Source organism: Streptomyces sp. NPDC020875 (assembly GCF_040641415.1).
Taxonomy (GTDB): Bacteria; Actinomycetota; Actinomycetes; order Streptomycetales; family Streptomycetaceae; genus Streptomyces.
Genome location: NZ_JBFADP010000024.1, coordinates 48,101 through 61,725, shown reverse-complemented (window position 1 = coordinate 61,725; position 13,625 = coordinate 48,101). Strand labels below are relative to the sequence as shown.

Annotated in this window: 14 protein-coding genes; 6 read left to right on the top strand and 8 right to left on the bottom strand. The window is 71.7% G+C overall.

Going from position 1 to position 13,625, the window contains the following annotated elements; genetic code table 11:
- Nucleotides 1-45 precede the first annotated feature (45 nt).
- Entirely contained in the window at nt 46-1,617 is a 1,572-nt protein-coding gene (locus AB0G74_RS16120; protein ID WP_361146054.1) for a cellulose binding domain-containing protein, read from the bottom strand.
- Nucleotides 1,618-1,832: 215 nt separating this feature from the next.
- Nucleotides 1,833-2,072, bottom strand: a complete 240-nt coding sequence (locus AB0G74_RS16115) for a hypothetical protein (protein ID WP_361146050.1) — start codon at nt 2,070-2,072, stop codon at nt 1,833-1,835.
- A 585-nt stretch (nt 2,073-2,657) separates the two neighbouring features.
- Between AB0G74_RS16115 and AB0G74_RS16110 the strand changes: the two genes are divergently transcribed.
- Nucleotides 2,658-3,776 carry a chromosome condensation regulator RCC1 gene (locus AB0G74_RS16110; RefSeq protein ID WP_361146047.1) on the top strand — a complete coding sequence of 373 codons (1,119 nt, stop codon included), beginning with the start codon at nt 2,658-2,660 and terminating at the stop codon, nt 3,774-3,776.
- A 120-nt stretch (nt 3,777-3,896) separates the two neighbouring features.
- On the opposite strand, the gene AB0G74_RS16105 is transcribed toward AB0G74_RS16110, so the two are convergent.
- Both AB0G74_RS16105 and AB0G74_RS16100 read right to left on the bottom strand, forming a co-directional pair.
- A complete protein-coding gene (locus AB0G74_RS16105) occupies nt 3,897-5,099 on the bottom strand; it encodes a hypothetical protein (RefSeq protein ID WP_361146044.1) in 1,203 nt (400 codons plus the stop codon).
- Nucleotides 5,100-5,143: 44 nt separating this feature from the next.
- A complete protein-coding gene (locus AB0G74_RS16100; RefSeq protein ID WP_361146041.1) occupies nt 5,144-5,452 on the bottom strand; it encodes a chaplin family protein in 309 nt (102 codons plus the stop codon).
- Between the two features lie 356 nt (nt 5,453-5,808).
- On the opposite strand from AB0G74_RS16100, the gene AB0G74_RS16095 reads away from it, so the two are divergent.
- A complete protein-coding gene (locus AB0G74_RS16095) occupies nt 5,809-6,213 on the top strand; it encodes a hypothetical protein (RefSeq protein ID WP_361146039.1) in 405 nt (134 codons plus the stop codon).
- Between the two features lie 15 nt (nt 6,214-6,228).
- Here AB0G74_RS16095 and AB0G74_RS16090 read toward each other — a convergent pair whose 3' ends face one another.
- Nucleotides 6,229-6,831 (bottom strand): helix-turn-helix domain-containing protein, encoded by a 603-nt coding sequence (locus AB0G74_RS16090; RefSeq protein WP_361146037.1) that lies wholly within the window; start codon nt 6,829-6,831, stop codon nt 6,229-6,231.
- 161 nt (nt 6,832-6,992) lie between these two features.
- Between AB0G74_RS16090 and AB0G74_RS16085 the strand changes: the two genes are divergently transcribed.
- From AB0G74_RS16085 to AB0G74_RS16075, 3 genes are all read left to right on the top strand, one after another.
- The gene (locus AB0G74_RS16085; protein ID WP_361146035.1) at nt 6,993-7,757 is read left to right on the top strand and encodes a hypothetical protein; all 765 of its coding nucleotides are present in this window, start codon (nt 6,993-6,995) and stop codon (nt 7,755-7,757) included.
- Between the two features lie 253 nt (nt 7,758-8,010).
- Complete coding sequence (locus AB0G74_RS16080; protein ID WP_361146032.1) at nt 8,011-9,006, top strand: LLM class flavin-dependent oxidoreductase; 996 nt, start codon at nt 8,011-8,013, stop codon at nt 9,004-9,006.
- Nucleotides 9,007-9,036: 30 nt separating this feature from the next.
- Entirely contained in the window at nt 9,037-10,134 is a 1,098-nt protein-coding gene (locus AB0G74_RS16075) for an alkene reductase (protein WP_361146029.1), read from the top strand.
- A gap of 66 nt (nt 10,135-10,200) precedes the next feature.
- On the opposite strand, the gene AB0G74_RS16070 is transcribed toward AB0G74_RS16075, so the two are convergent.
- A complete protein-coding gene (locus tag AB0G74_RS16070) occupies nt 10,201-11,607 on the bottom strand; it encodes an NAD(P)-binding domain-containing protein (RefSeq protein ID WP_361146026.1) in 1,407 nt (468 codons plus the stop codon).
- Between the two features lie 177 nt (nt 11,608-11,784).
- Here AB0G74_RS16070 and AB0G74_RS16065 point away from each other — a divergent pair, with 177 nt between their 5' ends.
- Nucleotides 11,785-12,159 carry a metalloregulator ArsR/SmtB family transcription factor gene (locus tag AB0G74_RS16065; protein ID WP_361146023.1) on the top strand — a complete coding sequence of 125 codons (375 nt, stop codon included), beginning with the start codon at nt 11,785-11,787 and terminating at the stop codon, nt 12,157-12,159.
- A 9-nt stretch (nt 12,160-12,168) separates the two neighbouring features.
- Here AB0G74_RS16065 and arsB read toward each other — a convergent pair whose 3' ends face one another.
- Together arsB and AB0G74_RS16055 are read right to left on the bottom strand one after the other, a co-directional pair.
- Nucleotides 12,169-13,254: an ACR3 family arsenite efflux transporter gene (gene arsB / locus AB0G74_RS16060; protein ID WP_361146020.1), complete on the bottom strand. Its 1,086-nt coding sequence runs from the start codon at nt 13,252-13,254 to the stop codon at nt 12,169-12,171.
- Nucleotides 13,254-13,559, bottom strand: coding sequence for a metalloregulator ArsR/SmtB family transcription factor (locus AB0G74_RS16055; RefSeq protein WP_361146017.1), 306 nt, complete (start codon nt 13,557-13,559; stop codon nt 13,254-13,256). The genes arsB and AB0G74_RS16055 overlap by 1 nt, the downstream gene beginning before the upstream one ends.
- Nucleotides 13,560-13,625: the final 66 nt, after the last annotated feature.

Sequence of the window (13,625 nt, the reverse complement as noted above, 5' to 3'; positions counted from 1 at the left end):
CGCGGTGACCGCTGACGGGGACGGCGTGGTCCGGCGTCTCCCCCGTCAGCCCTGGTAGGCGCCGACGATCCGGGAGAACTCGTACGGCGACTGCGGGACGTTGGTGCACAGGGAGAGGTGTCCGGTGCACGCGTTGCGGTCGCGGGTGACGTCCCAGAAGGCGATCATGCCGAGGTTCCTGCTCCGGGCGAACGCCACCAGCTGCCGTGCGTCGGCCTGGTCGTAGATCTGGTGGTCGTCGTTCTCGCCGATCATCGGGGTGACCCCGAGCATGCCCCAGAGCTGGGCGTCGGTCCGGTTCGGATAGAGCGACCTCAACTGGGCGACGGTGGCCTGGGCGGCCTGGACGGCCGCGTCGCCGTAGTCGATGACCAGGAAGTAGTCCATCGTCATCACATTGACCACGTCCAGCGCGACGCCCGCGTCACGGGCCGACGCCACCACGGAAAGACCCGTCGGCGTCAGTCCCGAGGGGGTGACGGGCAGGGTGAGCGAGATCCGGAGCCCGGGGTGCGCCTGCTGGAGCCGGGCGAGCGCGGCCGAGCGGCGGGCGATCGAGACGGGATCGCCGACGGCCGGGCCCTCGATGTCGAAGTCGACGTACCGCAGGCCGTACTGCCTGACCACCGCGTCGTACTCGGTGAACAGGGCGTCCACCGACGCGCAGTTCTGGGCCAGCTCCCGGCCGCCCGCACCGCCGAAGGTGACCTTGACCTCCCCGCCGGCGGCCCGGAGGGCGTCGATGTCGTCCTTGGCCCATCCGGTGCGTGGGTCGTAGGTGTTGAACCACATCGCCTTGCAGGTCGGTGCGGTGATCGCGCCCAGGCTGAAGTTCTTGAGCCCGCTGTCCGAGGCCAGGGTGGCCAGACTCGGAGTGGGCCAGGCGCCCATGTCCACATACGGCGCGGTGGGCAGGGTCCGCGGCGGACTCAGGTCCCCGGTGGTGCCCCTTACCGGGTTGCTCAGGGCCGACCGGTTGCCCGCCAGGTCTCTCGCGAGCAGTTGGAACATATAGGTGGTGTTGGGCCGGAGCCCGGTCATCCGGTGGGAGGTGACACCGGTCAGGGTGGAGTGCCGGACGCCGTCGACGAAGATCTCGTAGTCCACCACCGGGCTGCGGTCGTCGACCGACGCCGTCCAGGCGAGCGTGAGCGTTCCGCCCTCGACCGCGGCGACATGGACGCCGTAGGGCACCGTCGGGGGCGTGATGTCCGAGTCCTCTTCGCAGGGCCCGCCCTTGTTGACCACGCACCGCCCGGGTATCCCGCTGCCCTGGGCCACCCATCCGAAGGTGGTGGAGGACCCGGGGGCGAGCGAGCCGTTGTAGCCGGCGTCGCGGAAGCTGTACCGGTCCCCGTCGCGGGTGAGCCGGGCGTCCCAGTGGGTGGAGACGGTGGTGTCCGCGGGCAGGGAGAAGTTGACGGTCCAGCCGTCCAGCGCCGTACGGCTGTGATTCTTGATCGTGTACGTGCCCTGGTAGCCGCTCTCCCAGGACGAGGTCTTGCGGAACTCCGCCGTCACCAGCGCCAAGGGGCTGGTGGCGGCGGCGGTCGGGGCACTTAACAGGGTGAGTAGTCCGAGGACGGCGGCGATCAACGACGCCAGTGGTCTTCGCATTGCTGCCTCCCGAGAAGGGGGAATGAGCGCGAACCGTACCGGTCGATACGAGGCTTTGGTCTATACCAAAGCCGCCAGCATTGACTACCGGTCGCGGGCCGCCGGGTCAAGACGGACGACCGCCCGCGCGTACGGTGCGAGCGGTCGCCCGGTCTCCGCCGAGTGCGGCGGCGGGCCCGCCGGGGAGGCCGAAGGCGCGCCCGCCGCCGCCTCGTTCATTCCCCGCCGCGCGTCCGGCGCGGGGAGCGCTTGAGGATCTTGCCGGTGGCGGTCAGGGGCAGGGATTCGGCGAAGGCGAAGGGGCGGGGTGCCTTGTATCCGGCGATCAGTCCTTTGACATGGCCGCGCGGCTCATCGGCGTAGGCGTCGTCCACCAGCAGTACCTCGGTGCCCGAGTCGGTGAGGGCGCATGCCGTCACGGTGGGGGACCGGCGGATGTTCAGCGGCGCCGCCAAGGCGTCCGTACGGCCCGGCCGAACGGCGGATCGGGCGGCCAGGGACTCCGGCGGTCGCAGACGTACTGGCTGATGTCGATGCAGTGCCCGGCCGCGATCACGTACCAGCCGGTGCCGATGCGGACGTTGAACCCGAAGGCGCACGGCCCGGCGGCGGTCCTGAACCCGTCCCCGCCTGACGGGCGGCGCGCGGGAAACGCGCGGACCGGATGTGCCGAGGGGCGTGCGCCGCGCGGGGCGCCGGTACGGGCACACCGGGCGGGGTTCTCGTACCGTACCCGCCGTCCCACCACGGGACCGGTGTCAACAGGCCGCTTTCCCGCCATGGTGACGGCGCCACGGCCCGCGCCTCCTGTGCCGACTGTGAACGCCCGCGCGTGGGTGGGCGGTTATCCCCGAGGAAGCACCCCCTGCCCCCCTGCCGCGGTGGCGCGACCCCCAAGGCGTTACGCAAAGTGATAGACAAGGTGCGCACTGTAACGACTGCGGTACGGGTATGCGCTTGTGCCGCGTGATCAGTAAGGAACGACCTTGTACGTACGTCGTCAAGGCCAGAGGTCCGGTGGGCGTCTTACCGCCGTCCTGTTGAGTCTGCTGATGCTCCTGGGGTCCTGGGCGGCGCTCCCCGCGGGGACCGCCGCCGCTCAGGAAGGGCGTCTCAAGGGCTGGGGTGCCAATGACAACTACCAGCTCGGCGGTACCCTCACCAGCGCCAAGTACAAGCCGGTGACCATTCCAGGCGCCACCGGCAGCGATATCGACGCGCTGGCCGCCGGGTACAACCACAGCCTCTCACTGCTCTCCAACGGCACCGTGGAGAGCTGGGGCCGCAACGCGGAAGGCCAGCTGGGGATCGGCAACGCGTCGCCGCAGGACCAGGCGTCCACGGTGACCGGGCTCCGGGGCGTGGTCGCGGTGGCGGCCGGCTACTACCACAGCCTGGCGCTGCTGGCGGACGGCACCGTACGGGCCTGGGGGCTCAACACCTCGGGTCAGCTCGGTGACAACACCGTCACCAACCGCACCACCCCGGTCACCGTCGCCGGGCTCACCAACGTCGAGGCCATCGCCGCGGGTTCGTACCACAGCATCGCCGTGCTGGCGGACGGCACGGTGAAGACCTGGGGCTCCAACGGCAACGGTCAGCTGGGTGACAACACCGTCACCAACCGCACCACGCCCGTCACGGCGACCGGACTCGCCAACGTCCGCGGTGTCGCCGGTGGGTACGCGCACAGCCTGGCCCGGCTCGCCGACGGCACCGTCTGGGCCTGGGGCCGTAACTCCGAGGGTCAACTCGGCGACAACACCACCACCCAGCGGCTCGTCGCGGTGAAGACCGACACCATCACCACCGCCCGGGAGATCAGCGCCGGGATCTACCACAGCGTCACCCGGCTCGCCGACGGCACGGTGAGCAACTGGGGCTACAACGCCCAGGGTCAGCTCGGCGACGGCACCACGACCAACCGCCCCGCCCCCATCGTCCTCGACGGCGCCACCGGCATCCGGGCCGTCTCGGCGGGCGGTTACCACACCCTGGTCCTCAACCGGGACGGCAAGGTCAGCGCCGTCGGCTACAACAACAACGGCCAGCTCGGCGATGGTACGGCCACCAACCGCACCGCCCTCACCACACCGGTGAACAGCCTCAGCAGCGTCTCCGTGATCGCGGGCGGCGGCGAGTTCAGCCTCGCCGGCTGACCCCGCTCCCTCGGCGCCCCGACCGGCGGCCCGTCCTCGGACGGCACCCGGTCGGGGCGCGAGCGCGAGGGGCGTCAACGGCGGCTCACGGCGCTTCCCGTCGGGCCCATCGGCCCCAAGTCATACGGCGGGTGGACCGGCGGCGAGCAGATGCCGCTCGTAGGTGTGGTGGTGTCGGGTGGTGGTGCGGTGGTGGAGCAGGGCGGCGGCGCGTTCGGGTTCGCCCGCGTCGGCCAGGGCGCGGGCGAGGGTGTCCTGGATGATCTCGCGTTCGACTCGTACGCCGCCGATCCGTTCGGCCCGTTCGCCCAGGGCGGTCAGCAGTTCGGCGGCCTGGCGGGGGCGGCCCGCGGTGAGGTGGGCGAGGGCCCGGACGACGGGGGCGAGGACATCGCGGTAGTCGGGGCGGTCGTCGGCGGCGGCCCGGCGGGCCAGGGCGTTCAGATCGTCGGTGGCGGCCTCGACGGCCAGGGCGAGCGCCAGATTGAAGGTGTGGAAGATCTCCGCCGTGCCGCCGGGCGCGGCGAGCAGTTCCCGTACGTGGGCCGGGTCGCTGCGGCCCGCGGGGGTCTGCCCGGCCAGCAGCAGCCGCCAGTTCGTGGCGGCGCGCATGCCGACGTCCGACGGCGGCAGGGCTGCGTCCGCGCGTCGGCGGGCCGCCGCGAAGTCGCCGCAGGCGATGGAGTGCAGGGCCGCGTGCCAGTTCAGATGCCGTAGCTGGATGGCCTGCGGGTCCTCGGCGAGCCACTGGTCGATGAAGTCGATGCCCCGGGTGCCTGTGCCCAGTTCGTGTCCGGCGTGGGCGAGGGCGTGGGCGGCGACGCCCGAGCGGGGGTACCGGCCGAGGGCGTGTTCGGCCAGGTCGTACGCCTCCCGTACCCGGCCCTGTTCGGCCCGGGTCGCGGCCAGCCAGCTGGTCCAGGCCCAGTTGTCCGGTCCGGCGAGCGCGGCGTGCTGCTCCACCAGGGCCTCGCCGTGCGCCCGGTAGGCGGCGTCCTCGCAGGAGGGGAAGGCGTCCAGCATCAGCCCGGCCGTCTCGTCGGCGGGCCAGCGGTCGAAATGGGCGGCCAGGTGATCGGCCGTCATCCGGTACTGCCGGTGGGTGTGCAGGAAGACCCCGTACACCAGGCTCGTCTCGCGTTCTCCGGCGGCGGTGGCGTCCCGGTAGGCGATCGCCAGCTGCTCCTTGAGCGTGGCGTCGTCGAGCCGGTCGCCGGTGGTCAGCATCAGCAGCGCCCGGGCGACGCCGTGGTCCGGCTCGGCGGCGACCCACTGCCGCAGCAGGGTGAGGGCCCGGCCGCCGAGGGCGAGCAGTTCCGTCACGGCCCGGTCCCCTGCCGGCGCGTCCGGCGGAGCCCCGGCCAGGGTCATACGCTGGCCCGGAACAGGGCCGTACAGACGATGCCGCTGTTGCCGCACTGGTTCCGCGTCAGTTGCAGCGGCAGACCGGCCAGGTTTCCGGTTCCGACCCCGCTCCCGGCGACCGTCGCACCGTCGGAGCGGGTGTCACCCGTATTGGCACATGTATTGCCGAACGCCGCGTTGCCGACGCCGACGATATTCGCGTACGAGGTCCCGGCCGGCAGCAGGGCGGCACCGGCCACCGCCCCCAGCACGGCGGCCCTCGCGCCCCGGCGTCCCGCGACGCCGCCCCTGACCCGCTCGGTCTCGCCCATCTGTGTCTCCTCGTTCCGACGAGACACCCGTGTCCCGTCCTCCGGTATCGGCCCACCGCACCACGGCCAACGAGGAGGCACCGCCCGCGACACGCGAACCCGGCGGGGAGCCCACCCGCGTACGGAAGCACTCCAGCGTGCCGGACGAGGACGACGGCGGACCGATGTGTGCGGGGCGCACGGGGCGGGCCCGCTGCCGAGGGGCCAGCCCCGCCGGGGTCGTGCCCGCCCGGCACCCGGTCGCCGCGTAACCGGGTGAACAGCCCTGCGAGACGGCTCGGCGACCGCTGTCCCGCCGCTCGGGGCGCCTACCGTGGCCCCGTTCCGTCCGTCCCCACAGCCGGAGGCGATCCGCCGTGGAAGCATCCGAGTTGCTGCCGATCATCACGGTCTTCTCACTGGTGACCGTGGAGTTCGGTGGTCATGGACTGCTCACGTTCATCACCACCCGCAAGGGCGAACTGACCCCGCTGCGCGAGAGGTTCTTCCGAGCCGGGCACGCCCATGCCGGGGTACTGCTGACGCTGTCCCTCGTCTACTTCCTCTACCTGCCCCGGGCCGGGTTCTCCTCCGGCGTCGAGTGGCTGTTCGGCATTCTGCTCATCGTCGGGGTGCTCGCCCAGTCCGGCGGCTTCTTCCTGCATCTGGCCCTGGGCGCCGAGGGCGCCACCTCGCCCGGCACCCATGTCACCAGGGCGGGCGCTCTGGCGATCGCGGCGGCGCTGATCGCCCTCGGAGTCGGTCTGGCCCTGAACCTGTGAGGACCGGCGGTACGACTATCCGGTGAACTGGGCCCGGGTGGGGGAGGGCACCGGCAGTGGGCGGGCGGCCGGGGCGCGGAGGCCGTCGAAGATCATGGAGAGATAGCGCTGCCAGAGACCGGGCGCCTCCTGGCTGATGCTGAGGACGGCCTGGGAGGCGGCGCTGAGCAGCAGTACGACGTCGAGGCCGGTGAGGTCGTCGCGGATCGCCCCGGTCTCCCGGGCGCGGGTGACGAGGACGTCGGCGATGTCGGCGAGCCGCTCGCGGGAGGTGCGGACGGTGGCCTCGGAACGGGAGAGGGCGGCCGCGGCCTGGCAGAAGGAGCGGTCACGGGCCTGGATCTCCGTACCGATCGTCATGAACTCGAAGAGCGCGGCGGCCGGGCCGTCGGAGTCGGCGAGCCGTTCCCCGGCCGTCACCAGCTCCTCCAGGCGGTCGCTGAAGATCTCCGCGAGGAGCTGTTCCTTGGTGTCGAAGTGACGGAAGACGGTTCCCTTGCCGACCCCGGCGCGGGTGGCGATGCGGGTGATCGACACATCCATGCCGTTCTCGGCGAACTCGGCGGTGGCGGCGTCCATCAGCAGGCGTCGGTTGCGTACGGCGTCGGCTCTTTGCATGGCTCCATCGTACATAAGCGGACCGATCGGTCACATTCCTGAAGCTAAGCGGACCGCGCGGTCAGGTTCTGTGCTACGGTTCAAAACATGACCGAGCGGTCCGGTTAACCGGCCGGAGCGTACGGGAACCCCTACCCGCTGTATCCGAGAGAGGAAATGTCATGGACGTCCGCGGCTACGAGACCGGACCCATCAAGGCGGAGGCGGCCTTCACCTCCGACTTCCCCCTGGACGACCGCTACTCCACCCAGGACATCGCCGACATGTTGGAGCGCGAGCGCCCCAACATGGACATCCGTCCTGGCATGCGCCACAAGTACACCCCGCTGCGCTTCGACCCGGCCACCGGCGTCAAGTACATCGGCGGCCGCTACCTCTTCGACACCTGGGAGAACGTCCTCGACTACGACCACTTCACCAACGAGGAGCTGTTCCCCGAGCCGGGTGTGAAGTTCTGGTCCCGCTTCCCCGGAGTGGACAAGCACTACTGGAAGGTCACCGGCGCCGAGGACTTCAAGCCGATGGCCACCTCCCACCACGTCAACCGGTTCGAGCGTTACTCCTACACCGACGAGAACGTCGAGCGGCTGCTGGCCGAGGTGTACCCGGCGATCCGCGACGAGGCCGAGAAGCAGGGCCTGTCCAGCGTCTGGCTGATGTTCCAGCCGGAGGAGAAGCAGATCGGCATCCTCACCGTCGCCGAGAAGTCCGGCGACACCGATCCCGCCGTCGCCGTCTCCCAGGGCCTGGAGTACCTGGAGCGTCTCGACGCCTTCGGCCGCTTCCTGCCCGAGGCGCTCGGCGCCGAGCGGCTCATGGACCGGACCAGCCTGATCATCTCCTCCTGGCTGCCCGAGTCCCGCGCGCTCGGCGGCGCGCACTCGTCCTTCGACGTGTCGCCGCCGCACCCGAAGCCGCGGATCTGAGGATCCGCGGCCGGGAAGAGCGGGGCGCCCGGCCGGAACTCCCTCACGGTTCCGGCCGGGTGCCGCGGACGGCCTTCGTCCGCGTATCGCCTCGCGCGGGTGACCGGACGGCCGCGGACACCGCCGCCGTCCGCGCGAGCGGCCTCGTGGGGAAGGCCGTCCCGGACCTCTCCTGACCGCACCGGCCCCGGCCGGACCGACCACCCGGGGCCCGAACCCATCGGAAATCCCCGTACACCGAAAGAAAACGGATATGAACAGCCCCACCGGAGTCCCGCTCTCCGTCCTTGACCTCTCGCCGATCCGCACCGACGGGACGGCCGCCGAGGCCCTGGCGAACACCGTCGCGCTGGCCCGCGCCGCCGAGGCGTACGGCTACCGCCGCTTCTGGATCTCCGAGCACCACAACACCCCGGCCATGGCGTCCTCCGCGACCGCGATCATCATCGGCCAGGTCGCCGCCGCCACCGAGCGCATCAAGGTCGGCGCAGGCGGCGTCATGCTCCCCAACCACGCCCCGTACGTCGTCGCCGAGCAGTTCGGCACCCTCGCCGCCTACCACCCGGGCCGGATCGACCTCGGCCTCGGCCGCGCACCCGGCACGGACCCCTGGACCACTCGCGCCCTGCGGCGCGAGCACCGCGGCGGCGCCGACTTCCCCGAGCTGACCGCCGAACTCCGCGGCTATCTCGCCCCCGGCGACGCCGACCGCAAGGTCCGCGCCATCCCCGGCGAGGGCTCCGGTGTGCCCGTCTTCATCCTGGGCTCCAGCACCTTCGGCGCGGCACTCGCCGCCCGCGACGGACTACCGTTCGTCTTCGCCTCCCACTTCTCGCCCGATCAACTGCTGCCCGCGCTGGAGCGGTACCGGGCCGAATTCCGCCCCTCGGCGGCGCTGGCGAAGCCGTACGCGATCGTCGCCGCCAACGCCGTCGTCGCCGACACCGAGCGCGAAGCCGTACGGATCTTCAGCTCCCTCCAGCAGAAGTTCCTCACCCACTTCCGGGGCGGTATGGAGTTCCGCCCGCCGGTGGACGACATCGACGCGCTCTGGTCGCCGCAGGAGGCACAGATGGTGAACGCCATGCTCGCCGAGTCGTACGTCGGCACCCCCGGCACCGTCCGCGAGGGCCTGGCGGGGCTGGTGGACCGTACCGGCGCCGACGAGCTGATGATCCTCGGCGAGGCATGGGACTTCGACGCCCGGCTGCGCTCCTACGAACTGCTCGCGAAGACCTGGAACCTCTGACCGCGCCCGCCCCACGAAAGGACGTCTCCCGTGCGCGCGCCCGCCGCCCTCTTCGAGCCTATCGGGCTCGGTGACCTCACCCTGCCCAACCGTATGGTCATGGCCCCGATGAGCCGTGCCCGCGCGGCGGCCGACGGCACCCCGAGCCCGCTGATGGCCGACTACTACGCCCAGCGCGCCTCGGCCGGACTGATCGTGGCCGAGGGCACCCACCCCGCCGCCGCCGGGGCGATCGGCCCCGACGCGCCCGGTCTGTTCACCGACGCCCACCAGGACGGCTGGGCCCGGGTCGCCGACCGGGTCCACGCGGCGGGCGGGCGCGTCTTCCTCCAGCTGATGCACGCGGGCCGGCTGGCCCACTCCGGCTTCCTGCCCGCGGGCGTCCGGCCCGTCGCCCCTTCGGCGGTCGCCGCCGACACCCTCGTCCACACCCCCGGCGGGCGGGTCCCCGCCGTCACCCCCGACCCGCTCACCGAGGACGGGATCCGCCGGCTGATCGACGACTTCGTCCACGCCGCCTGCCGGGCCACGGCCGCCGGGCTCGACGGGGTGGAGATCCACGCCGCCAACGGCTATCTGCTCCACCAGTTCCTCGCGGAGAACGCCAACCTCCGTACCGACCGCTGGGGCGGGGATACCGAGGGCCGGATCCGCCTCACCGTCGCGATCACCCGCGCCGTCGCCGCCACCGTCGGCCCGCACCGGGTCGGGGTCCGGATCTCCCCGTCGAACCCCTTCGGCGATCTGACGGAGAACGATCCGTACGGCACCTACCCGGCGCTCGTCCGGGCCCTCGCACCACTCCGGCTCGCCTATCTGCACCACGGCGAGACCGGTACGGAACTCGACGCGGCGCTACGGGAGCTGTGGCCCACGGCGCTCATGGTCACCCCCCTCCCGGCGGACCAGGACAAGCCGGAGGCCGCCGCCGACGCCCTCGCCCGGGGCGCGGACCTGGTCTCCTTCGGCCGGGACTTCCTCGCCAACCCGGACCTGGTCACCCGCTGCCGGATCGGCGCCGGTCTCAACGAGATACGACCGAACGGCTTCTACGGCGGCGGAGCCGCGGGCTACACCGACTACCCCTCCTTGGACCCGGTCCACCCGGGCCCGGTCGGGCGCCGCTGATCGGCCCGGTTTCCCCGCCGTCGCTTGCCGCACCGGCGGGGGCCGCCGCGCCGACCGCGCGCCGGTCTACGGAGCGGTGCCCCGCTCCGTAGGCCGGTCGGTGGCGGTGAGCCGGAGGAGGGCCCCGGGTTCGGGCGCGGAGCAGCAGCCGCCCGGTGGTTCCTGATCGGCGGCGGCGGTGGTGGTGGCGGTGTCGAAGAGGCCGGAGCCGCCGCACACGCCTGTCTCGGGGAGGGTGAGTTCGACCCGGTCGGCCGCCTCGGTGTCGCCCGCGAGGGCGGCGGCGACCGAGCGGACCTGCTCGTAGCCGGTGAGGGCGAGGAAGGTGGGGGCGCGGCCGTAGGACTTCATGCCCACGGCGTAGAACCCCTGCTCGGGGTGGGCGAGTTCGCGGTGGCCATGAGGATAGACCGTGCCGCAGGAGTGCTGGTTGGGGTCGATCAGCGGGGCCAGGGCGACCGGTGCCTGGAGGCGTTCGTCCAGGCCGAGGCGGATCTCGGAGAGGAAGGACAGGTCGGGGCGGAAGCCGGTGAGGGCGATGATCTCGTCCACCGGGTCGAGGCGGCGGCCGTCCTCCGCGACCAGGACGAGTCGGCCCCGGTCGTCGTATTCGATCGCCTCGGTACGGAAGCCGGTGACGGCGTCCGCGTGGCCCTCGTCGACCGCCTTCTTGGCGGCGAGGCCGAGGGCGCCCCGGGCGGGGAGTTGGTCGGCGGTACCGCCGCCGAAGGTGGAGCCGGAGATTCCGCGGCGGAGGATCCATACCGTCCTCGTACCGGATCCGTCGTCCGCCCCGGCCAGGTCGGCGAGTGCGGCCAGGGCGGTGAAAGCGGAGGCCCCGGTGCCGATCACGGCCGTACGCCGTCCCGCGTACCGGGCCCTGACCTCGGGGTCGGTCAGATCGGGGACCCGGTACGAGATCCGGTCGGCCGCCGCGCCCTCGCCGAGGGCGGGCAGTCCGCCGCCGCCCGCCGGGCCCGGCGCGGACCAGGTCCCGGACGCGTCGATCACGGCCCGGGCGGCGATCCGCTCCTCCCGGCCGTCCGGCTGGGCGAGCTGGATCACGAACGGCTGGGCCTCGCGGCCGTCGTCCACGATCCGGTCCCGGCCCGCCCGCGACACCCCGGTCACCCGGGCCCCGTAGCGGACCCGGTCGCCGAGGGCGTCGGCCAGCGGCTGGAGGTAGTGAGCCACCCACTCCCCGCCGGTCGGACAGACGGCCGGGTCCGGCCCGGTCCAGCCGGTGGGCGCGAGCAGTTTCCCGGCGGCCGGGTCGGTCAGCTCGGCCCAGGTGGAGAAGAGGCGGATGTGCGACCACTCACGGACCGCCGTCGCGGCCCGCGGCCCGGCCTCCAGTACCAGCGGTTCGAGGCCCCGGTCGATCAGCTGTGCCGCGGCGGCCAGACCGACGGGACCGGCTCCGATCACGACGACGGGCAGTGCGGTGGTGGGTGGGCCGACTGGCGTCTGCACGGTGACTCCCTGCTTGTTTCGATATCCGTCGATGGCCTGTGAGGTCAGCGTCGCACCTGATTCGACAAGCGTCAACATAGATGTTCATCGAAATGATGTCGCCGACGCGATGCGTTCGCGGCGCTTCCCGGGGCTGGTGATCCGCCGTTCTGATTCGACATGTGTCAACATAGATAGATGTCGAACGCGAAGGTGCCGCCGCTGATCGGGACCGCCGAGCCGGGCGGTGTGGTGCCGTGCTGCCCGCCGCTGACCGAGCGCCCGATGACCGCCGGGGAGGCCGAGGTCGCCGCCCGGATGTTCAAGGCGCTCGGCGACCCGGTCCGCCTCCGGCTGTTCTCCGCCGTCGCCTCCCACGAGGGCGGCGAGGCATGCGTCTGCGACATCTCCGACGTCGGGGTCTCCCAGCCCACCGTCTCCCACCACCTCAAGAAGCTGAAAGAGGCCGGTCTGCTCACCTCCGAGCGGCGCGGCACCTGGGTCTACTACCGGGTCGAGCCGTCCGTCCTCGCCGCCATGGGCAAGATCCTGATCAGCGCGTCGGCCGACTGACCGGCCCCATCAGTCCCGCGCGAACCGCTTCCGCCGGGCCAGCGCGACGTATACGAGGCCGATCAGTACCGGCACTTCGATCAGCGGTCCGACCACCCCGGACAGGGCCTGCCCCGAGGTGACCCCGAAGGTCGCGACGGCCACCGCGATGGCCAGCTCGAAGTTGTTGCCCGCCGCCGTGAACGCCAGCGTCGTGGTCCGCTCGTACGACATCCCCAGTGCCTTGCCCAGCGCGAAGGTGCCGAAGAACATCACCGCGAAGTACACCAGCAGCGGCAGGGCGATCCGGGCGACGTCCCAGGGCCGGGAGGTGATCGTCCTCCCCTGGAGCGCGAAGAGGATCACGATGGTGAACAGCAGCCCGTACAGCGCCCACGGGCCGATCTTCGGCAGGAACCGGGACTCGTACCCTGCCCGGCCCAGCTTCCTCTCGCCGATTCTGCGGGTCAGGAATCCCGCGGCCAGCGGGACACCGAGGAAGACGGCGACATTGAGCGCGATCTCCCACAGGGAGATGTCGAGACCTGCGCCGTCGCCGAGGCCGAGCCATCCGGGGAGCAGATCGAGATAGAACCAGCCCAGCAGACCGAAGGCGACCACCTGGAAGACGGAGTTCAGCGCGACGAGGACGGCGGCGGCCTCCCGGTCGCCGCAGGCCAGGTCGTTCCAGATGATCACCATGGCGATACAGCGCGCGAGGCCGACGATGATTAGCCCGGTCCGGTACTCGGGCAGATCCGGCAGGAAGATCCACGCCAGCGCGAACATCAGCGCCGGGCCCAGGACCCAGTTGACGACCAGGGACGAGAGCATCAGCCGCCGGTCCCCGGTCACCGCGTCCAGCCGGTCGTAGCCGACCTTGGCCAGTACCGGATACATCATGATCAGCAGGCCCAGCGCGATCGGGAGGGAGATCCCGCCGATCTCCACTTTCGTCAGGGCGTCGTTCAGTCCCGGGGCCAGTCGGCCGAGGCCGAGTCCGGCGGCCATGGCGAGCAGGATCCACACCGCCAGATAACGGTCCAGGGTGGAGAGCCGCGCCGTGATCGAGGCCCCTTCGGGAGCGTCGGGTGCCGTGGTGTCCGCCGAGGCCATCAGCACGGCCGCTTGCGGTCGGCGTGGGCGCGGGCGGTGTCGGCCAGCTCGGCGAACCGCCCCGCGAGGGTGTCGAACACCTCGGGCCTCAGCCGGTAGTAGGTGAATCGTCCACAGGGCTCCGTCTCGACCACCCCGGCCTCGCGCAGTACCCGCAGATGGTTCGAGAGATTGGTCTGCCGGGCGCCGGTCTCCGCCACCAGATGTGTGGTGCACAGCGTCTCGTGGGCCAGCAGTGCCACGATCCGCAGACGCAGCGGATCGTCCAGCGCGCGGATCACATCAGGATCGACTGAAGTCAGCATTCGCTGATACTTTCATGCCCATCGCTCACCGTTACCAGTGAGTGCCGATGGCGTCGGCGGCCCGGC

Coding starts and splice junctions, on each gene's coding strand:
- AB0G74_RS16120 (WP_361146054.1), bottom strand. CDS start 1,617: ATGCGAAGACCACTGGCGTCGTTGATCGCCGCCGTCCTCGGACTACTC.
- AB0G74_RS16100 (WP_361146041.1), bottom strand. CDS start 5,452: ATGGGCGAGACCGAGCGGGTCAGGGGCGGCGTCGCGGGACGCCGGGGC.
- AB0G74_RS16090 (WP_361146037.1), bottom strand. CDS start 6,831: ATGCAAAGAGCCGACGCCGTACGCAACCGACGCCTGCTGATGGACGCC.
- AB0G74_RS16085 (WP_361146035.1), top strand. CDS start 6,993: ATGGACGTCCGCGGCTACGAGACCGGACCCATCAAGGCGGAGGCGGCC.
- AB0G74_RS16080 (WP_361146032.1), top strand. CDS start 8,011: ATGAACAGCCCCACCGGAGTCCCGCTCTCCGTCCTTGACCTCTCGCCG.
- AB0G74_RS16065 (WP_361146023.1), top strand. CDS start 11,785: ATGTCGAACGCGAAGGTGCCGCCGCTGATCGGGACCGCCGAGCCGGGC.
- arsB (WP_361146020.1), bottom strand. CDS start 13,254: ATGGCCTCGGCGGACACCACGGCACCCGACGCTCCCGAAGGGGCCTCG.
- AB0G74_RS16055 (WP_361146017.1), bottom strand. CDS start 13,559: ATGCTGACTTCAGTCGATCCTGATGTGATCCGCGCGCTGGACGATCCG.